At 55.1% G+C, this 19,168-nt stretch carries 17 protein-coding genes; 6 read left to right on the plus strand and 11 right to left on the minus strand.

Annotated elements, in window-relative coordinates; translation table 11 throughout:
• Nucleotides 1–15 precede the first annotated feature (15 nt).
• Genes ACR0BU_RS00755 through ACR0BU_RS00765 form a run of 3 tightly spaced genes read right to left on the minus strand, consistent with a single transcriptional unit; the run spans nucleotide 16 to nucleotide 3,863 of the window.
• The gene (locus ACR0BU_RS00755) at nucleotides 16–387 is read right to left on the minus strand and encodes an RNA-binding S4 domain-containing protein (protein WP_480735244.1); all 372 of its coding nucleotides are present in this window, start codon (nucleotides 385–387) and stop codon (nucleotides 16–18) included.
• A 5-nt stretch (nucleotides 388–392) separates the two neighbouring features.
• Entirely contained in the window at nucleotides 393–3,233 is a 2,841-nt protein-coding gene (locus tag ACR0BU_RS00760; protein ID WP_480735243.1) for a helicase-related protein, read from the minus strand.
• A 21-nt stretch (nucleotides 3,234–3,254) separates the two neighbouring features.
• Nucleotides 3,255–3,863, minus strand: a complete 609-nt coding sequence (locus ACR0BU_RS00765) for a tetratricopeptide repeat protein (RefSeq protein ID WP_298932494.1) — start codon at nucleotides 3,861–3,863, stop codon at nucleotides 3,255–3,257.
• A 30-nt stretch (nucleotides 3,864–3,893) separates the two neighbouring features.
• Here ACR0BU_RS00765 and ACR0BU_RS00770 point away from each other — a divergent pair, with 30 nt between their 5' ends.
• The 4 genes from ACR0BU_RS00770 (at nucleotide 3,894) to ACR0BU_RS00785 (ending at nucleotide 7,824) form a co-directional block, all read left to right on the plus strand.
• Nucleotides 3,894–4,184 (plus strand): SCP2 sterol-binding domain-containing protein, encoded by a 291-nt coding sequence (locus ACR0BU_RS00770; protein WP_298932496.1) that lies wholly within the window; start codon nucleotides 3,894–3,896, stop codon nucleotides 4,182–4,184.
• A complete protein-coding gene (locus ACR0BU_RS00775; protein WP_480735241.1) occupies nucleotides 4,184–5,161 on the plus strand; it encodes an alpha/beta hydrolase in 978 nt (325 codons plus the stop codon). Before ACR0BU_RS00770 ends, ACR0BU_RS00775 begins: the two co-directional genes overlap by 1 nt.
• Before the next feature lie 82 nt (nucleotides 5,162–5,243).
• Nucleotides 5,244–7,064, plus strand: a complete 1,821-nt coding sequence (locus ACR0BU_RS00780; protein ID WP_480735240.1) for a M3 family oligoendopeptidase — start codon at nucleotides 5,244–5,246, stop codon at nucleotides 7,062–7,064.
• A gap of 322 nt (nucleotides 7,065–7,386) precedes the next feature.
• Nucleotides 7,387–7,824, plus strand: a complete 438-nt coding sequence (locus ACR0BU_RS00785; RefSeq protein WP_480735238.1) for a BLUF domain-containing protein — start codon at nucleotides 7,387–7,389, stop codon at nucleotides 7,822–7,824.
• A 220-nt stretch (nucleotides 7,825–8,044) separates the two neighbouring features.
• On the opposite strand, the gene ACR0BU_RS00790 is transcribed toward ACR0BU_RS00785, so the two are convergent.
• Both ACR0BU_RS00790 and ACR0BU_RS00795 read right to left on the minus strand, forming a co-directional pair.
• Nucleotides 8,045–8,314, minus strand: a complete 270-nt coding sequence (locus tag ACR0BU_RS00790; RefSeq protein WP_298932504.1) for a DksA/TraR family C4-type zinc finger protein — start codon at nucleotides 8,312–8,314, stop codon at nucleotides 8,045–8,047.
• Between the two features lie 57 nt (nucleotides 8,315–8,371).
• Entirely contained in the window at nucleotides 8,372–9,346 is a 975-nt protein-coding gene (locus ACR0BU_RS00795) for a Gfo/Idh/MocA family protein (protein ID WP_480735237.1), read from the minus strand.
• Nucleotides 9,347–9,492: 146 nt separating this feature from the next.
• Between ACR0BU_RS00795 and ACR0BU_RS00800 the strand changes: the two genes are divergently transcribed.
• Nucleotides 9,493–10,671 (plus strand): dipeptidase, encoded by a 1,179-nt coding sequence (locus ACR0BU_RS00800; RefSeq protein ID WP_480735235.1) that lies wholly within the window; start codon nucleotides 9,493–9,495, stop codon nucleotides 10,669–10,671.
• A 124-nt stretch (nucleotides 10,672–10,795) separates the two neighbouring features.
• On the opposite strand, the gene rpoH is transcribed toward ACR0BU_RS00800, so the two are convergent.
• Together rpoH and ACR0BU_RS00810 are read right to left on the minus strand one after the other, a co-directional pair.
• A complete protein-coding gene (rpoH, locus tag ACR0BU_RS00805) occupies nucleotides 10,796–11,692 on the minus strand; it encodes an RNA polymerase sigma factor RpoH (RefSeq protein WP_299078389.1) in 897 nt (298 codons plus the stop codon).
• A 145-nt stretch (nucleotides 11,693–11,837) separates the two neighbouring features.
• Nucleotides 11,838–12,872: an RluA family pseudouridine synthase gene (locus ACR0BU_RS00810; RefSeq protein ID WP_480735232.1), complete on the minus strand. Its 1,035-nt coding sequence runs from the start codon at nucleotides 12,870–12,872 to the stop codon at nucleotides 11,838–11,840.
• Between ACR0BU_RS00810 and ACR0BU_RS00815 the strand changes: the two genes are divergently transcribed.
• Complete coding sequence (locus tag ACR0BU_RS00815; RefSeq protein WP_298932513.1) at nucleotides 12,871–13,173, plus strand: DUF6476 family protein; 303 nt, start codon at nucleotides 12,871–12,873, stop codon at nucleotides 13,171–13,173. The two genes, ACR0BU_RS00810 and ACR0BU_RS00815, sit on opposite strands and share 2 nt — an antisense overlap.
• Nucleotides 13,174–13,203: 30 nt before the next feature.
• On the opposite strand, the gene ACR0BU_RS00820 is transcribed toward ACR0BU_RS00815, so the two are convergent.
• The 4 genes from ACR0BU_RS00820 to ACR0BU_RS00835 form a co-directional block, all read right to left on the minus strand.
• Entirely contained in the window at nucleotides 13,204–15,111 is a 1,908-nt protein-coding gene (locus tag ACR0BU_RS00820) for an ATP-grasp fold amidoligase family protein (protein WP_480735230.1), read from the minus strand.
• Nucleotides 15,112–15,138: 27 nt separating this feature from the next.
• Nucleotides 15,139–16,191 carry a glycosyltransferase family 2 protein gene (locus ACR0BU_RS00825; protein WP_298932517.1) on the minus strand — a complete coding sequence of 351 codons (1,053 nt, stop codon included), beginning with the start codon at nucleotides 16,189–16,191 and terminating at the stop codon, nucleotides 15,139–15,141.
• 22 nt (nucleotides 16,192–16,213) lie between these two features.
• Nucleotides 16,214–16,885 carry a class I SAM-dependent methyltransferase gene (locus ACR0BU_RS00830; protein ID WP_299884864.1) on the minus strand — a complete coding sequence of 224 codons (672 nt, stop codon included), beginning with the start codon at nucleotides 16,883–16,885 and terminating at the stop codon, nucleotides 16,214–16,216.
• 102 nt (nucleotides 16,886–16,987) lie between these two features.
• Nucleotides 16,988–18,868, minus strand: coding sequence for a glycosyltransferase family 2 protein (locus ACR0BU_RS00835; protein WP_480735228.1), 1,881 nt, complete (start codon nucleotides 18,866–18,868; stop codon nucleotides 16,988–16,990).
• Nucleotides 18,869–19,168 lie beyond the last annotated feature (300 nt).

A 19,168-nucleotide genomic window follows, 5' to 3' on the forward strand; every position in this document is an offset into this window, starting at 1 on the left:
GTCTTCAAGATCAGATCAGCTGTCAGGCATACGAGAAAGATCAATTGCCCTTCGATCTTTCTTGGTCGGGCGACCTTTTCCCTCAGAACCAGGGTTTTTGGGCTGCGCGTCCTGTTTTTCGGTTATGTCCGTATACAGCATTTGCGCCTCAGGCGCCGGACCACGCCGGGTGCCTAAGGCCTCGACATGCACAACCCGAACAATCCGACCCTGAGGAAATGTCAGAACGTCCCCGGGTGACACGGATTGCGCCGGTTTCAGCACCCGGTTTCCGTTCAGGCGCACGTGGCCGCCGCTGACCTGTTTGGCGGCCAGGCTACGGGTCTTGAAGAACCGTGCCTGCCACAGCCATTTATCGATCCGCAGTTTGGCCTGAGCCTGGGACATTCCGATTAGTTGCCGTCCTTCAAACCCATCAACGCAGCCGCGAAGGGGTTGTCGGGATCAATGGCCTTCTCCTTTTTCGCAGGCCGCGAAGAGAAGGTTTTGGCACCTTGCGGTTTGCCACCCTTCTTGCCCTGCGGTTTACCACGGCCGTCCTGAGGTTTGCCGCGCGGCTTGCCTTTACCCTGCCCTTGCCGTTGATCACGACGCGGGGCCCGGTTGGCCGGACGCTGACGCCCCCAAGTGAAGGTGTAGAACACTTCGACCTCAGGTTCGCCCGCCGCAGGTGCCTCGGCTACCGCCTCGGTGCTTTCGGTGGCCTCAGCTGACGCTTCGGCGGGTTCAACAACCGGCTCCGGTTCGGCCGCAGATGACTTGATTTCTGCGACGGCGGGTTGCTCGGGCGTTTCAGCCGCAGGTTCGGCAGAGGTGGCCTCCGTCGCTTCTGGCGTAGTTTCGGCGGGCGCTGGCTTTACCTTTGCCCGTTCACCTTGTTCAGCCTTGTAGCCAAGGCCCTGCATAAGGTCGGCGAACTGCTCAAGCGTCATACCGGTGATCGACAACATATCGGGTTTGGCTTCAAACCCGCCACGGCTGTCTTCGGCGCGTAGCATATCAGCCAGGCGTTCCAGCATGTCGATGCGGATCGAGCGCTCGCCTGCATCGCGATAGCCGCACATGGTATCGTAACCTTCGGGCGCACCTTTGGCGACGGGCACGGTGACCAAACCCGGAGGTGGCGCTTCCGGAAACTCCTGCAATCCCCCCGCCAAAGCCCAAAGAACCAGACGCAACCGCGTCGGTGCCGGCTTCAACAGCAATGGCATGAAGATGGTGAACTGACCAAAGCGGATACCGTGCTTGCGCAGCGCACCACGGGCATCCTGATCCAGATCTTTGACCTCTTGCGCGACGCCGGCCCGGGGCAGAACGCCCAGACCTTCGACCATGCGGAAGGCAAAACCCTTGGCAAGACCCGACAGTTCTTCATCGCGCGACAGGTTCAGCAACGGCTCGAACAGAGCTGCGACCTTGCGATCAATAAAATGCTGCAGGCGGCGCTGGACCTTTTGTTCGACATCCGGGCCTGCGGCGTCATCCACAAAGACCTCGACAACCGGCTTTAGAGGCTCGGCACCGGCGACCAGCTTGCCGACGGCGTATTCGCCCCACATAAGGCCACCCTGTTCGGTAAAATCAATTTCTGTATCGGGCGCATTGTAGAAGCGATCGGCACGCAGATGGAATTGCGGCGCGAGAGCTTGCAGAGAGGCTGACTTGAGGGTTTTCGCCTCAGCTCCCTGCGCGCTTTTGTCCGGGCTGAACCGGAACCCTTCCAGACGACCAACGAATTCGCCTTCGACGGTCACTTCACCCTTATCATTTACTTCGGCCAAAAGGGCCTCCTTCTGTTTGAGCCGGCGCAATAATACGGATGTGCGCCGATCCACAAATCTTTGAGTCAAACGTTCGTGGAGAGCGTCCGACACCCTGTCTTCTACAGCGCGCGTTTCGGCACGCCAATGGGATTCGTCACGCACCCAACTGTTTCGCTGCGCAACATAAGTCCAGGTGCGGATATACGCCAATCTTTTGGATAATGCATCGATATCACCGTCGGTCCGATCAATCCGGCGGATTTGCCGCGCCATGAAGTCATCAGGTATCGCGCCGCCTTCGTGCAGGTGGCCAAAAATCACCTCAAGTAAGCTGGCATGCTCTGCATGGCTGATCCCGCGAAAATCCGGGATTCGGCACACATCCCATAGAAGACGGACGGATGGACCATCGCTGGCACGGGCCGCAACCTCGATCTCGGCCGACAAGGATTTCAGTACGTTCAGGTCATCGGCTGGGCGGGCTTTGATCAGGTGCTCGCTGTCAGGGGCGACCTCGAGCGAGTTAATCAAGGCGTCGACAGACCCGAACCGCAAAGCAGCATTTCGCCAGTTCAGCTTTTTGATCGGCGTGAATCGGCCGTCCGTGATGGACTGCGCCACGCCTTCATCCAAGGGCGGCGCCTCACCCGTGACCCCGAATGTGCCGTCTGACATGCCACGGCCTGCCCGCCCGGCGATCTGAGCCAACTCGTTCGGTGCCAGTGGCCGCATCCGTCGCCCGTCAAACTTCGACAAGGCTGAAAACGCAACATGGTTCACATCCAGATTCAGCCCCATACCGATGGCGTCGGTTGCCACCAGATAGTCGACCTCGCCGTTTTGATACAGGTCCACCTGCGCGTTCCGTGTACGCGGGCTGAGTGCGCCCATGACCACGGCCGCCCCGCCCTTTTGGCGCCGCAACAACTCGGCAATCGCGTACACATTCTCGACCGAGAATCCGACAATTGCGCTGCGTGATGGCATGCGGCTGATTTTCTTCGAGCCGGAGTAAACCAACTGGGACATCCGTTCACGGCGGTGGAACTGCGCCTGTGGCACAAGTGCCGCGATGGGGCCGCGCATGGAATCAGCGCCCAGAAAGAGCGTTTCGTTGGTTCCGCGTGCGCGTAGAAGACGGTCGGTAAAAACATGCCCCCTCTCAGGATCGGCGCATAGCTGAATTTCATCAATCGCTACGAAATCTGCACCCATGCCATCGGGCATCGCCTCGACGGTGCAAACCCAATATTGGGCGCGAGGAGGAACAATGCGCTCTTCCCCAGTGACCAATGCCACAACGGAAGGTCCGCGAATCGCTACGATCTTGTCATAGACCTCGCGCGCAAGCAGCCGCAGCGGCAGACCGATCACACCGGTACGGTAGCCGAGCATCCGCTCAATCGCATAGTGGGTTTTACCTGTGTTTGTCGGGCCGAGCACGGCCACGATTCGGGATGACCCGTTCACCTTTGCCCCCTGCCCTGGACTTTAAAGTGCCTTGCCTTCGATCTGAGGCTTTAGCCGATTCACGGCATTGGTTACTTTTTCATGATGGGGATGTATAGCCAAAGCACGCGAGTACGCCTCAAAGGCTTTTTCAGGTTGATCCAGAACCTCAAAAATAAGGCCAAGGCCATATATGGCTTGGTAGTTGTTGGGGTTTAGTGTCAACGCATACTCCAGATCGGCAGCCGCCATTCCAAACCGTTCGATCCCAAAGAAGGCCGATGCACGCAGATGCCAGCCTTCGGCGAACTCGGGTGCATGATCAGTCAACGCCGTCAGATGTTCGATGGCAATGTCCACATCGCCGTTGTCTAGCGCTTCACGCCCACGCTCCAATAGTAGATCGGCCGATGACGACCCCGATTGCGACCACAGCGCCTGTAACTGTCGATCGATTCCATGGGCCTGTTCCGGCGTTGCCTCGATCAATTGCTGCAACAACGCGTCCTCGTCCCGCGAATCGGCTTGTTGCGCAATGCAACTGGTGGAAAACATGACTAGGACGCCAAGTGCCGCAACGGTACCTTTGAGATTGTTGATTGCAATGCCCATAACAATGTTCAGTGTAGCGTTGCGGCCGAAGATGTCCATTCACGGCGCATAAACAATATGAGGAAGATCATGAGCGACATTCTGGAAAAAGCCGCAGAAGTTCTGAACGAGAAACTCTCGGGTGGTGACTTTGATGCGTCCGCAAAATTTGCCATCGCCGATCAGGGCTCTATCGTTCTAGATGCAAGCGGTGCTCGGGTGAGCGATGATGACGCAGACGTAACCCTCAGCGCTGATGCTGATACGTTTGAACAAATCCTCAGCGGCGAACTGAACCCAACTGGTGCGTTCATGTCTGGCAAGCTGAGTGTCGACGGAGACATGGGGATTGCCATGAAACTTGCTTCGGTGCTGGCCTGATGGAATTTACGCCGGCCCCTTTATTTGAAGACGTGGCCGGCGGTCCAGCCGGTGGTGTTGCCCATTGGCTTAAAACTACGGATGGCAAGCGCATTCGCGTGGGCCACTGGTTGCCCGATGGCGAAGCCACCGGAACCGTGATGATGTTTCCCGGTCGTACAGAATATGTCGAAAAATACGGTAGCACTGCCCGTGAGTTCGTCGAGCGTGGCTTTGCCATGCTTGCGGTAGACTGGCGTGGTCAGGGATTGGCTGATCGGCTTTTGGACGACCGGCGGGTGGGTCACATTGATCACTTCCCGGATTACCAACATGATGTGCAAGCGACACTTGATCTGGCCACCGAGCTCAATCTGCCGCAGCCATGGTACGTCATTGGCCATTCGATGGGCGGGGCTATCGGACTGCGGGCGGCAATCGAGCACAAGTGCTTTGCTGCTTGCGCCTTTACCGGGCCCATGTGGGGAATTTTCTTCACACCTATCATGAAACCACTCAGCCGGGTGACAGCCTATTGGGGAACACGCTTGGGATTGGGGGAAAAGACACCTCCAACGACAACGCTCGAAAGCTATGTCCTGTCGCAACCTTTCGAGGGGAACGTTCTGACCCGCGACCCTGACACATTCAAGATGATGCAAGACCAGTTGAAAGCACATCCTGAACTGGCCCTGGGTGCGCCATCCAACCTTTGGCTGCGGGAAGCACTGACCGAATGCGAATGGCTTATGGAACAACCTGCTCCGGCGATACCCTGCCTGACATTCATGGGCGCACACGAGCAGATTGTGGACCGTAAAGCGATCCGCGCCCGCATCGTCAACTGGCCCAATGGCAAGTTGGTTGAAATTCCAAATGGAGAGCATGAGGTGCTCATGGAAGCGCCGGACGTCCGGCGGCCTGTCCTCGATCAGCTCGCCGCGCATTTTGTGGCAGCTCAATCAACACGCGCACCAGAAGCGACATTGTCGCGTTGATCAACCACCCAAGAACTGCTTGCTTGTGATCCAGGCGCGCCATCCCTAGATGTTGCGCAAAGCAGTTTTCAATAGGTGATCCATGCGCGACCTTCCCTTTCCCGTCCGTGATGCAAACGCAGGTGGCGGCGCCGATAATCTGGGCAACCTTCCTGAATGGGATCTGAGTGATCTTTACACCTCGGAAGATGCGCCTGAACTGTCCCGCGATCTGGATTGGCTTGAAGGGGAATGCGCATCTTTTGCAGCGGATTATGAAGGCAAACTGGCCGATCTGGACGCCGGGGGTCTGCTGAATTGCGTGCTGCGCAACGAAAAGATCAACGCAATCGCAGGCCGGATCATGTCTTTTGCGGGCCTGCGGTATTATCAACTGACCACCGATGCCGAGCGCGCGAAATTCTTGTCAGACATGCAGGAGAAGGTTACGATCTTCACCACGCCGCTCGTGTTCTTCACGCTTGAGATCAATCGGATCGACGATGATGCGTTAAAGGCGCATTTCAGCGCCAACACGGATTTGGCCCGATATGAGCCGGTCTTTCGGCGTATCCGTGCCATGAAGCCATACCAACTGTCGGATGAGTTGGAAAAATTCCTCCACGATCTGGGTGTCGTTGGCGACGCGTGGGAGCGTTTGTTTGACGAAACCATTGCGGGTCTCACCTTCACGGTTGACGGCGATGATCTGAACATCGAGGGCACCCTGAACCTGCTGACCGAACAAGATCGCACCAAGCGCGAGGCCGCGTCGCGGGAACTGGCATCTGTGTTTCAGGACAACATCAAGACCTTTGCCCGTGTTCACAACACGCAGGCCAAGGAAAAGGAAATCCTTGATCGCTGGCGCAATATGCCGACCGCGCAAACAGGGCGCCACCTATCCAACGACGTTGAACCCGAAGTGGTCGAAGCGCTGCGCGAGGCGGTCGTTGCCGCGTACCCGAAGCTGAGCCATCGTTACTATGAGCTAAAGCGCAAATGGCTGGACCTAGACGTTATGCAGGTCTGGGACCGTAACGCGCCCCTGCCGATGGAAGACACACGGATTGTCGACTGGGCCGAGGCCGAGACGATGGTGATGGACGCGTATAATGCCTTCGATCCACGGATGGGCGAAATTGCAGCGCCGTTCTTCTCAAAAGGCTGGATCGACGCCGCCGTAAAGCCCGGCAAAGCCCCGGGCGCTTTCGCGCATCCCACGGTTACCGATGTGCACCCCTACGTCATGCTCAATTATCTTGGAAAACCGCGCGATGTGATGACCTTGGCGCATGAGCTTGGTCATGGCGTACATCAGGTTCTGGCCGCAGATCAGGGTGAGATGTTGTCATCCACCCCGCTGACGCTGGCCGAGACAGCGTCAGTGTTTGGTGAGATGCTGACCTTCCGCACAATGCTGGATCAGGCCGAAACACCCGAACAGCGCAAAATTCTGCTGGCCGGTAAGGTTGAGGACATGATCAACACCGTGGTCCGCCAGATCGCGTTTTACGACTTTGAATGCAAACTCCACGCCGCCCGCCGCGAAGGTGAACTAACCCCGGACGACATCAACGCCTTGTGGATGAGCGTTCAGGCAGAAAGCCTTGGACCGGCATTCGAATTCATGGACGGGTACGAAACCTTCTGGGCCTACATCCCGCATTTCGTCCACTCGCCCTTCTACGTCTACGCCTACGCGTTCGGGGATGGCTTGGTCAACGCGCTCTACTCGGTCTACGAGAGCGGCGCGGAAGGATTCGAGGACAAGTATTTCGAGATGCTGCGCGCCGGTGGGTCAAAACACCATTCGGAGCTGCTGGCCCCATTCGGGCTGGACGCCAGCGACCCAAAGTTCTGGGACAAAGGCCTGTCGATGATTTCCGGTTTCATTGATGAACTGGAAGCCATGGAGAGATGAGGATTGCCCAAGCCTATAGCGGCAGGGAGACTGTCCGCTTTGCGGGACAAAGCCGCCATTCGTCGCGAGCGAGCGAATGTATGCAAGCAGTAATGAGTATTGCTACAATCATCTAAATGCTTTCCCGGCTTGTTCTGGCTGTTGGTGGATTGTAGCGCAGTGCTAAATCGACACAAGCAGTGCGGCAACACTGGTGACCACTAAGCCCTACACTGTTTTTTCATGGTTTGAGCACCGTTCTGCCCAGATCCCCGCGAATAAAAGACTATTGACCTTGTGACCACTTGCTCGCAAGTCTGCTGAACGTTGATGGGAAGAACCAATGAGCCTCACTCGCCTGATATACTATAGCCTGCGCAATCCATCGGTAAGCGCAGATGTACCCAAGCTGATTGAGACATCTATCCGCAACAACAGGGCAATGAACGTCACGGGTATCCTGCACTACAACAAACACGCTTTTTTGCAGGTTCTTGAGGGCCATCGCGCCGAGGTCAGCGCGATCTATCACCGCATTACCGCAGATACACGCCACATCAACATTATTCTAGTCGAGTGCGTCGGTGTGAACGAGCGAATGTTTCCCTATTGGTCTATGGCTCTGCATGAAGGCATGGACGATACGACAAGAAGCATATTCCTTAGATACTTTGGTAGCACCAAGGTAAATCCGGAAACTGTTGGCCCACAAGAACTGTTGAAAGCACTGCAAGAACTGTCAGCTGACTTGAAACATAATCTACCCGCCGAATCGGACTGATTTCAGTTTCATCTGATGTCAGCGCTTCTACTGAGCAAGACTCCGTTGATGTGACTATGGATTGTTAAGCGTGGGCCTGATCTGGTGGATCCGGGATCAGTCATTCAGGCACCCTCAATTCTGTTCCTCACGAGGGGTGACTGGTGAACCATGCATCACGGCGGGCGTCGATGTGGACCGCGGAACTGGTAAAATGGGCTCGCATGGGACACTCGGACCCTCACTTCAACTGACTGTCCTTTGAGCCCCGGCGGTTGATCCCGCCTCGGGACTGAAACGAACTGTCGCGCTCCTGTTGGCAATCCATGCACAATTTGACGCCGGGCAGTGCAAGACGTCGCTTTTCAGGGATCGGTTCTTCGCATTCTGCACAGTGGGTCAGGCTGTCACCGACGGGTCGCTTTTGCGACCGCATCCGCGCCAGCTCATCAGATATCGACGCCTCGATCTGCTCGCTTACCGCGCCGTCGCGTGCCCAGCCTCCGGCCATGGGTCCTCTCCTGAATAGTGGATGTCAGAATAACCAAGCGACGGGTGGCATGGCAAGCTACAGTGATACTGCCCCGTCGAAGATCTGGTCGATCATGTCTTGCGTTCCGCGCGAAAACTCCAACGGGCATGGGTATTCAGCACCACCTCGCACCGACCGACAGAAGGCTTCAACCTGAAGTTTGTAGTGATCTTCCCCGGGAAAGCGTGTGACCTGCACCTCAAGCCCTGGCCGGTGTAGTTCAACCCGAGCTTCGCCGAACACCCGCGCATTGAAGGGGGCGGTCAGCCGGATTACGCCGCCCTCTCCGTGAAACACCATCTCTTGATGGGGGTGCATGCGGATTGAGACATAGCTTGAATAGGTAAAGCCGGGAAACTGAGCGCGAATTTCGGCGAAACTGTCGATACCGTTTTCCCACCGGATCGCCGACTGGACCGTCACCGGTTCTTGGCCGGTGGCGTATCGCGCGCTGCCAATCACATAGACGCCAATGTCCCGCAGACCTCCCCCACCGGTTTCTGCGTGATTGCGGATATTCGTGGTATCCGTGCGGTTGTCAAAACTGAACGCGCCCGTCACATGCGCAAGTTTGCCGATCGCCCCATCAGCGATGAGCTTCCGGACCATCTGCCATTGGGGATGATGCACGATCATATACGCCTCAGCCGCAAGCAGGCCGGTATCATCGCGTTTCTTGATCAACGCGTCAAATTCGTGGGCCCGCATCGTCATCGGCTTTTCACACAAAACTTGCTTGCCCGCATCCAGCGCCTTCAAGCTCCATTCCACATGCAGGTGATTGGGCAGTGGGATATAGACGGCATCGATGTTTGGGTCGGCGAGCAGGGCGTCGTAGTCATCATAGACGTTTAGATCAGGGCAGAATTCAAGGAACGGCGCGGCCTTTGCCGGATCGGACGTTGCCAGACCAGACAATCGTGCGCCGTTTGCGGCATGGATGGCGGGTGCCATGTATTGACGTGCAAATTTGGCCGCACCCAGTACACCCCACTGAACTGGTTTTTCCATCATACTCTCCATCAAATAGACGCCGAAGCCTTGGGACCCTCAGGAACTCTGCTGACCCAACATCTTTATCAAGCAACCGACGCCAAGTCAGGCTTTTCTCAGTCGCGTGGCATCGTAATCTGCTGATGCATGTTGGGAGAGAGCAAATGAGCAGATTTTTGAAATGGATCGGCGGCTTGATCATGTTGGCCCTGATCGCCGGAGCGTTGATTTTCTTCGTGTTCCTGCCACCATATGTCGAAAACGCGCGCAACAGCGTGATCGATCACGATCCCTACCCGGTTTCAGATGGCGCCGCCGAATTACATGAAACACTGATCATCGGGGATCTGCATGCTGACCCTCTGCTTTGGAGCAGAGATCTGACGGAGCGTGGCACGCGTGGACAAGTTGACATCCCGCGCCTGCTTGAGGGCAACGTCGCGTTGCAAGTCTTTACCGCCGTAACCAAATCACCAGCCGGGCAAAACTATGAGGCGAACTCTGCCGAGGCATTCGACAACATCACCTTGCTGGCCGTCGGGCAATTGTGGCCGCTGCGCACGTGGGACAGCTTGAAAGAACGCGCGATCTATCAGGCCGAAAAGCTACACCGGTTCGAGGCGGCATCGAACGGGCACCTTAAGGTAATCAAGACGCGCGCTGATCTGGACAGCGTCCTGAACGCCCGCTCCAACGGAGAACAGATTGTCGGCGGCATTCTCGGGATCGAAGGGTCCCATCCCCTGGAAGGCGATCTTGCCAATCTGGATGCGATCTTCGACGCGGGGCACCGGGTGTTTGGATTACACCACTTCTTCGACAATGAACTGGGCGGGTCCTTGCACGGGCAGGCAAATACCGGCTTGTCCGATTTCGGCCGTCAGGTCGTCCAAGAACTGGCGCAACGTCCTGTCGTCATTGATCTGGCCCACTCAAGCCCGCAGGTTGCACGTGACGTGATCGGGATGACGGATGTTCCGTTGATCGTCAGCCATGGCGGGCTGCACGGGTTTTGTCCGGTAAAGCGCAACTATCCCGACGAACTGATGCAAGAGATTGCAGCGACCGGCGGCGTTATAGGTATGGGATACTGGGCTGATGTTACCTGTGGGGATACCGCGCCGTCAGGCATTGCCAAGATGATCAAGGCCGCGATCGAAACCATAGGGGAAGATCACGTCTCGCTCGGGTCGGATTACGATGGGTCGGTCGAAACGGCGTTCGATACATCCGAACTTGCGGCAATAACGTCTGCACTATTGGACGAAGGTGTGACTGAGGTTCAAATCCGCAAAGTCATGGGTGAAAACATGGTTCGTGTTTTCAGGGATCGCTTGAACTAGATTAAAACGGCTACTATGATTTTGAATTCAATTTGAATTCCTGCACCAGCTCTGGGTCTGGCTTCGCATTTTTCTCAGAAAACGACCTTAGCCCGCATATCCTGCGGGCTAAGGTCACTAATGATCAGGCTGTCGCCAGCATTCCCTTTTCACGCGCCAATTCGCGCATTTTCTTTTGCAGTTTTTCAAAGGCGCGTACTTCGATCTGACGAATACGTTCGCGGCTGACATTGTATTGCGTGCTGAGTTCTTCCAGCGTCACCGCTTGGTCCATCAGACGGCGCTGCGTCAGAATATCCTTCTCGCGGTCATTCAGGACGTCCAACGCGGCAGCAAGGAGCTCACGACGTGCTTCCAACTCGTCCCGGGCTTCGTAGTCACCGGCCTGGTCGGCATCCTCATCCTCCAGCCAATCCTGCCACTGCATGGTTCCTTCGCCTTCGGAGCCGACCGTCGCATTCAGCGATGCATCGCCACCGGACATCCGGCGGTTCATGCTGATCACTTCCTCTTCGGTCACGCCCAGATCGGTCGCGATCCTTGCGACGTTTTCTGGACGCAGATCGCCCTCTTCCAAGGCGCCAATGCGGGCTTTGGCTTTGCGCAGGTTAAAGAACAGCTTTTTCTGAGCTGAGGTTGTTCCCAGTTTGACCATCGACCACGATCTCAGGACGTATTCCTGAATCGATGCGCGAATCCACCACATCGCATAGGTCGCAAGCCGGAAACCTTTCTCTGGGTCAAATTTCTTGACAGCCTGCATCAGACCCACATTCGCTTCGGAAATCACCTCGGCTTGCGGCAAACCATAGCCGCGATAGCCCATCGCGATCTTTGCTGCCAGACGAAGATGCGACGTGACCATTTTATGTGCGGCTTCAGTGTCTTGCTCTTCGACCCAGCGCTTGGCCAGCATATATTCTTCTTCCGGCTCCAGCAGGGGAAACTTGCGAATTTCCTGCATATAGCGGTTCAGGCCGCCCTCAGGCGTCGGCGCGGGGAGATTTGCGTAGTTTGCCATTTTGATGTCCCTCCGACAAATGTTTACGTCTTTAACATAGGATATGGGTAAGGAACCCAGCCCTTTCAAGAGGTACCGTTAACAGTTTGAAATTAAGCTTCGGTAAAGGAAAGCTAAGAACGTCTTACTCACAATGGTTTGCTAATTATGTCAGCGGATCGTACAGCCTTGCAATCAAGTTTTTCATGTCAGCCGGCAGTTCTGCCTCGAAGCGCAAGATTTCACCGCTGACAGGGTGCTCAAAGCCCAAAATAGCAGCATGAAGCGCTTGACGCGGAAAGGCCTTAACGGCATCGGCGGTCTTATCCCCAAAGGACCGCCCGGCCAACTTACGCCTGCCGCCATAAATCGGATCGCCAACCAAACCATGCCCTGCATGTGCCATATGGACCCGAATCTGATGCGTCCGCCCAGTCTCAAGCCAACATTCAATCAGTGCCAGCCCGGCGGGCTTTCCAAAAGTCTCAACCACGCGTGCGCGCGTCACTGCGTGGCGACCGCCGTGAAACAGAACCGCCTGTTTCTGGCGATCCGCCTTGTGCCGTGCCAGTTGCGTGGTCAGACGCATGATGTTCCCAGACTCGAAATTCACCCCTTTAACACCACGCAAACGCGGGTCATTGGCATCCGGTACACCGTAACAAATGGCGCGGTAATAACGTTCGACGCTGTGTGCCTCGAACTGTGCCGCCAGACCGTGATGGGCGGCATCCGATTTAGCGACCACCAGCAGACCGCTGGTTTCCTTGTCGATCCGATGCACGATACCGGGACGTTTGACGCCGCCCACGCCAGACAGATCGTCTCCGCAATGATGCAACAACGCATTCACCAACGTTCCGTTGGGTGAACCCGGCGCGGGATGGACCACCATACCTGCCGGTTTATTCACGACGATCAGGTCTGCGTCCTCGTAGACAACGTCGAGCGGGATATCTTCCGGGCCAATATGGCTGTCCTCGGCTTCGGCCACAACGATCTTCACCATCGCGCCCTCGGACACCTTGAACTTCGGATCATGCACGTCGACACCGTCGATTTGAACAGCGCCGCTTTCGATCAATCGGGTCAGGCGTGTACGCGACAGGTTCTCCTCGACTGGCACATCCCGCGAAAGCGCCTTATCAAGGCGAGGCGGCGGAGCGGCCGCAATCTGAAACTCTATCTGGCGGGTGCCCATGACTGTCCCTTCCGAACCCCAAGAACCGCTGGAAACGCCGCAGCTGCGACTGCTAAGGCGTATGGTCATGTTGCTGACCGCGGTGATGATTGGCGGGGTTCTAGTGACATTCGCGCTGATTGTCATCCGGCTATCGGACAGAACGCCTACCCTGCCCGATCAGATCGAGCTGCCTGACGGCGCACAGGCGCAAGCGCTGACTATCGGCAACAACTGGTACGCTGTGGTAACTGATGACAATCGCATCCTGATCTTTGACAAAACGACCGGAAAACTGCGCCAGGACATCCCGGTCGAGTAACCTTGCCATGTCAGTTGATGCACCGGCGCTCTAGTTTGGAAACAACCGGGTCCCAGTCCATGCATCGCCCAATTGCTTATCCAATTCGGGCGTTCGCATTTTCCGCTTCCCACCAAATGGGCACAGCGTGATTTCACCAAGATAAATCTTGTCACCAATGGCATAGAGATCCACCCGCGCGAACTCCACGCGTTGTCCAATAGCTTCCGCAATCTGGACCATATCGTCATATCGTTTGGGTCGCGGTTCTGTATCTTCACTAGTCTTAAAGTACAGTTCCTTGGGAATAAAATTGAAGTCCCGGTCATGGATCATCTGGACATGCCCGCGTGAGCGGTCCCGATCCACTTGCACCATTTGCACCTTGCCCGCCACAACCCAGAACTTCCAGTCGATGATGTCCTCACCTTCCGCGGCTAGGTTTTCTTCGATGAAAAAGCGCGTGTCGATCGTGGAATACCACCACTCGGCCGCCCAATATCCGTGTGGAATTGGCTTCTTGCTCCAGCTGGTCAGCTTCTCGTTAGCCAGTTCGCTTTCTTCCTTGCTCATTGGCCAGTTCAAACGGTGATTTTGCCCCTGCCCGTTGTTGCATTTGAGCCAGTATGAACCCGGCTCAAGCTCCAGCTCTTCCGGCAGAACTGGAGAAGAAGAATCCCAGTATCGTTGCACCGGAGTAAGGAGGTTTCCAGAAGGTTGCGGAACAAAGCTTTCCGCGGTCAGCTTGTCGGCGGCCGAAACTTTTGGCATATCGCCAAACAGCTTCATAACAAGAAGCTTTTCAGTGATTGTCTTAGGGTCCGAGAGATCCGGCAGATACCGCTGGTTGTTGGCAAAGCGCGACAATGACATCGAAAGGGCGTTCAACCGGGCTGCGTCGTTCTCGTAGTGATCCCAGCCCCGCTTATGACCAGGACGCGCGGCTTCGTTCACACCGTACAACTCACCCGACTTGATTTTATCCAGTTCGAACTGCGCAACCTTTAGAAATTGCTCTGAAGTGGAAATTTGAGCAACCGACATGATCCCGTTTGTCGCCTGGCTGATCGTCTCTTTGCTTAGCCGCAATTCAGGAAGATTGCTTGGAAACTCTATCTTCTTTGGAGCTTCTTTGCCCTTTCGCGGCAACGGTGCGTCGGCTGGACTGACACCAAGACCACGTAATCTGCGATCCAGGAAAGAGTGCCGCTTGATACCCTTGTTGACCCACCATCGCATCCTGCGTCCCCAAAGGTGCACGGCAAGCGTGTCATCGGTCAGGTACTTGCGGCGGAATTCTCGTGCAGGAATATCATTTGCCTGTCCTGTGTGCCTGAAGGGAAGCGGATAAAATACAGACACTGGACTGGCGTGGTCGATTTCGCCGTGATGACGCAGGAACCATGTCAAAACACCGGGGCCATAAACGCTGTGGGCCTGATCCGAAGCATGAGGCAATTCACCGGCGGCTTTCTGGCGTTCAAGTTCGTGCCTTTCATCGCCCTCAATCCATGGACGGATCGGAAAAGGATCTAGGCTGTAATCGGTATAGGCCTGCAACGCCGGGCTGTCGGCGGGCAGGCGCATGATTGCGTTGCAGATTGTTGTATTGTTGAAATATCCGAAGATGTGATCTGCTTTCGGAATGGGCGCCAAAGAAATCACATCGGTATCGCACCACAAAAAATCGGTTTTCTTCATAAGCTGTAGTCGGAAAATGTCCGATTGGGGGACAGGCGTTTTAAACTGACTGTTTACAATGAACTGTTTCGGTTCGTGAATCTCATTTGCCGACACCAGTTCGATACCTTCCGGAACGTTCTCGACCTCACCGTAGTGGAACAGCACCACTTTGTGCCCGTTTGACACGAAGGACAAAAGGCACATCTGTTCCAAAAAGCTGAGCGGCCCTTCGAGCCAGAGCATCCCAATCGTAGGAAGATTGTTTTCGGCAACCATTAACACACTTCTCCGGGGGCAATTTTGTCAGGGGTCAGGTTGATCTGCATCGGAGGAGCCAACCACAACGGCTGAAATCCGTCCTTGTACACCGCGATCCTGTGCGACAAAGCTTACAGCGGGTTTTTCGACGAGGATCTGATAAAGGTCCTTGTATTCAGGTATTTCCATCAGATTGGTGATCAGGTCTTTGTGCCATCGAAAGGCTTTTCTATGCAGCCGGTGCAAAACCTCGTCGGACTTGAACTCTTCCAACAAAGCGTCCACTTCATCCCTGTACCTTAAAATTGTGGTGTCAGGCGAACCGCCACGGTTCCAGCGATCCCAGTATTCGGTCCCCAAAGTTTGCGAGGAATGGTTCGCACGGCCCCGGCTGCGCTTGGCCATATAGGCCTGCGTCGAGCGCACCGCATAGTGATTTATCTGTGCCACTTCAAAACCGAAGGGTGGTGCAACATGGTTTCCGAAGGGCGCGGGCTCTTTCGCGTGGCCACCCGGCACAGACCGGAACATGCCAGCCTGAAAATCGGGTTTGGGGTGCGGGTTGTGCAAGCCAAACCGGGTGTAGAACTCACCCTGCCGGAACAGAGATTTCACAAATCTCCGCCCGGCTCCACCTTGCTCAAAGTCCAGTTCACAGTCGGAAAACTGACCTGTGACAGACTGGTCTCGCAATACGTGCCGACCGTTGTTTGAGAATATTTTCCACGGGATGGATATGACATCTACATCAGGCGTCGCCTCGATAAGGTCGTCGACCTTGTGTTCTCCGACGTGGATGTTCAGAAACTCATCGGCGTCACAGACGTAGACCCACTTTGCCTCTTTCACAAAAGGCAGCCGCCGCGCCTGTCGCAGCGCTGACCGATGGATGCCACCAACCCCAACCCGATTTCGGCGAAACTCCACATGGCCCAAATCCTGCAAACGTCTCAAGATCCGATTTGTACCGTCAGAGCAGTCGTTGGTGTACACAACGATCTTGTCAAAGCCGAGAACCTTGTGATGTGCGACCCATTCGAGGATGTACGGCCCCTCATTCTTCATTGCTGAGATGAGGACTTTTTCAGGTTTGTCCATCGTTTTAACTCAGCCTCAACGCCTAGCTGTCCTTCCCTTTACCCTTGTCTAGGGGGGCAATCTTTTCAATCGCGATCTGAGCGCCGGCTATGGCGCGAATACGCAATTCTCTCGGGTAGCGGCCCAGAAATTCGTTAACTGCGCGGATCACGCCATCGCCCCACCAACCGCGGCGGTGATAGTCATCAAACGCCATGATACCGCCCAGCTTTATCTTTGGAAAAAGCGCCGCCAAATCCGCAGACACACCTTCGTAAGAGTGATCGCCATCGACATAGGCAAACGAGATGCTCTCATCATCAAAAAGCTTCAAGGCAGGAACCGAAAAATCGCGGATGATGCCAACCTTGCCGTCGTCGATTTCTTTTTTGAATGACTTGACCACTTTCTGAAAAATGGCCTCCATCTTTTCGTCTTCCGTCCGACCAACAAAGGCGGTCGTGTGCGAATCTTCACCAATGTGTTTCCAGGGGTCGATCAGGAACAACTGGCTGGGCTCGATAAGCTTCAGGATTGTCGGAGAAAACTCACCTTGCCAAACGCCAATTTCCACGGCCATGCCCCCTTTGGGCAGCCGAGACAGGAATGTACGGCGAATGGCTTCTTTGGAATTCTTGCGCTTGTTGGCCTTGTCCGATTTCGGCTTTTCCTTGTGTCCAGGCATTGCGCCGATGACCTTAGGTTCGTTTGGCATCTCGACCTCACTGTGCTGTCGGGCTTTTGTCAGGATACACAAAACCTGCCCGTCTCGTTAGTTGAGGAACGGGTACCATGCGATGGCTGCAAGGGCCAGAAACTATGTGTCTTCTTTATTTAAAGGCGGCAGTTTGTCGATCCCAAGCCACGGTGGCTGCAAACTGGTGATCCGATATCTGCTGGCATTGCGCCCCAAAAAACTGTGAATGGCGGCAGCCATGCCTTTGTACGGTGCACCGCCACGGCGATAGGATGTAAAGGCTATACTGCCCCCTGGTGCCAAAACCCGGTCAATTCGTTTCAACAGTTGGTTCATAACCCGTTCGGCCCGAACGCCCCGAATGATGACAACGCCGACGCTTTCGTCTTCGAAAAGTTTCAGCATCAATGGCGGTAGCGCCCTGAAAACGCGCAGGCGCCCTTTGATGATTGGTTCGCGAAAGTGTTCTAGGAATGCATAAAACGCTAGATCCAAAGCTTGGAGGTCGGGATCCTGTGTGGTGTCTGGACAAGCAAAACGGTCCCAGGACAGGCCCCAAGGGGCGATGATCGTCAATTGCGAAACCGCTCCAAGCGCCAGAACTTCCTCAACAATTTCAGTCTCAACCTGGCCGATCAGAACCCATGATTTCTTACCGCTGATCGATTTCAGAAAATCGCCGCGCTGCTTTTTGGTCCTCTCGATCTCGGGCGAGGCTGGCGGCAGCAGCGTTGGGTCCTTTGGGTCAAACGGTAAAGATATCTGCTTTGGGTCAGTAATCGCGGCATGTTGCGCCGAAGCCTCTTCATGCTCTAGTGGCGTTCCAAGAGCATCGAGTCTGACAAACCAAGGATAGTTGTTTGGCTTAGCGTTCGACCTCTCTGCCATTTGGCCAAGGCGATTCCATTTTGCGACTTGGGCAAAACTGACCTCGGGATCTCTATAAGTCTCTGGATCGAAAGATGCATTGGCTTCTTCAACGACTCCAAACTTCAGTGCCTTTACATATTGCCCGCTACGGAAGCTCTTATTTTTCTTAATAAAACCCTTGGCAGCATCTGTCTCGCGAATAGCGGCGATGCGATCCTTGTGAAACACTACTGCTTTTTCATGCAGCTCCCCCAAAACTGGATCTGCCCGCAACTGAGAATAGACATCGCGCAGACGGCCTATTTTCGAGAGGATCGAGGATTCCTCGACGGCATTGTAGCAATGCAGGTTCCAATATGCCTGCCCCGTTTCCTCCATCTTAGGATGAAACGACGTGGTTTTTACGTCCCCGCGCAAACGTTTCATCAGGTAACTTTCAATGGATCTGACCGCATAGTGATTCATCCGAAACAACTGCTGGCCAAACGCAGCGCCTGTGGTGGAAAAAGCCCAACCGCGCCGACGCATTGCAGGCGGCAAAGGGTCCCCATCGCCGTCCACCCAAGCGAAGTGTTCGGCTTTACCCTGGACAGGTCCTCGCGGCCTATGGGTATTTATCAAACGGTATGATCCATTGTTGCGGATTAAGGACTTATACGCGCGCAGGTTTTGCGGAATGACCGCACCCAGCTCACCAGCCCTTGTAAACTGTTCGACCACGAAACGATCTTCGAAATCAACAACACCGTTATGTCCAAAAAGCTGCCAAAGCGCCGCAAATCCATCTGCGTGCGGCAAGGCGAGGAAGAGATCATCCAATGTTCCTTCGCCTACGCGGATATCTAAAAACTCGTCGACATCGCAAACCAAAATCCAGTCTGCCTGTTTGTACCAGGTTTGCTGCATTGCATTGGCATAGGCCGACGCCTGTGGTCCCATCTTCCACGGACCCGGATTATCAATGTGCTTCAGAAAACCCAGCTCTTCGCAGCGCATCAGTATCTTTTCTGTGCCATCCGAACAATCGTTCGAACTTACGATGAAATGCGTAAATCCAATCGAAAGATAGTAGGCAATCCATTCCAGAATAAACGGGCCTTCGTCTTTCATTGTGGAAATGACAAGTCTCATTGACATAAACCCGTAACCATTGTGCCAGCTCAAATATCTTCTGCAAAACAACGTCGTCGCCGCGCATAGGGTCTTTAAGCACGTGACTTTGTTACGTTTCCCCAAAAGGCATTGCAAGGGAACAGACGTGATCCAAGAGCCACGGTACTAGATGCTTTGGCATGCCCTGCCGAGTTTGAACTTGCGTGCCGACCAGCGCTTCGTACACCACGGATCGAGACATTGCCCCTGTAACGGTGAACAAGAGGGCGGAACCCGCGCAAAGTTGGTGTTGTTTGTTCTGTAACGGAGGATTGGATG

Source organism: Ruegeria sp. CK2 (genome assembly GCF_056536585.1).

Excerpts from the sequence above, each read along its gene's own strand:
- ACR0BU_RS00755 (WP_480735244.1), bottom strand. The coding sequence starts at position 387 with ATGTCCCAGGCTCAGGCCAAACTGCGGATCGATAAATGGCTGTGGCAG.
- ACR0BU_RS00765 (WP_298932494.1), bottom strand. The coding sequence starts at position 3,863 with ATGGACATCTTCGGCCGCAACGCTACACTGAACATTGTTATGGGCATT.
- ACR0BU_RS00770 (WP_298932496.1), top strand. The coding sequence starts at position 3,894 with ATGAGCGACATTCTGGAAAAAGCCGCAGAAGTTCTGAACGAGAAACTC.
- ACR0BU_RS00775 (WP_480735241.1), top strand. The coding sequence starts at position 4,184 with ATGGAATTTACGCCGGCCCCTTTATTTGAAGACGTGGCCGGCGGTCCA.
- ACR0BU_RS00780 (WP_480735240.1), top strand. The coding sequence starts at position 5,244 with ATGCGCGACCTTCCCTTTCCCGTCCGTGATGCAAACGCAGGTGGCGGC.
- ACR0BU_RS00785 (WP_480735238.1), top strand. The coding sequence starts at position 7,387 with ATGAGCCTCACTCGCCTGATATACTATAGCCTGCGCAATCCATCGGTA.
- ACR0BU_RS00790 (WP_298932504.1), bottom strand. The coding sequence starts at position 8,314 with ATGGCCGGAGGCTGGGCACGCGACGGCGCGGTAAGCGAGCAGATCGAG.
- ACR0BU_RS00795 (WP_480735237.1), bottom strand. The coding sequence starts at position 9,346 with ATGGAAAAACCAGTTCAGTGGGGTGTACTGGGTGCGGCCAAATTTGCA.
- ACR0BU_RS00800 (WP_480735235.1), top strand. The coding sequence starts at position 9,493 with ATGAGCAGATTTTTGAAATGGATCGGCGGCTTGATCATGTTGGCCCTG.
- rpoH (WP_299078389.1), bottom strand. The coding sequence starts at position 11,692 with ATGGCAAACTACGCAAATCTCCCCGCGCCGACGCCTGAGGGCGGCCTG.
- ACR0BU_RS00815 (WP_298932513.1), top strand. The coding sequence starts at position 12,871 with ATGACTGTCCCTTCCGAACCCCAAGAACCGCTGGAAACGCCGCAGCTG.
- ACR0BU_RS00810 (WP_480735232.1), bottom strand. The coding sequence starts at position 12,872 with ATGGGCACCCGCCAGATAGAGTTTCAGATTGCGGCCGCTCCGCCGCCT.
- ACR0BU_RS00820 (WP_480735230.1), bottom strand. The coding sequence starts at position 15,111 with ATGGTTGCCGAAAACAATCTTCCTACGATTGGGATGCTCTGGCTCGAA.
- ACR0BU_RS00825 (WP_298932517.1), bottom strand. The coding sequence starts at position 16,191 with ATGGACAAACCTGAAAAAGTCCTCATCTCAGCAATGAAGAATGAGGGG.
- ACR0BU_RS00830 (WP_299884864.1), bottom strand. The coding sequence starts at position 16,885 with ATGCCAAACGAACCTAAGGTCATCGGCGCAATGCCTGGACACAAGGAA.
- ACR0BU_RS00835 (WP_480735228.1), bottom strand. The coding sequence starts at position 18,868 with ATGAGACTTGTCATTTCCACAATGAAAGACGAAGGCCCGTTTATTCTG.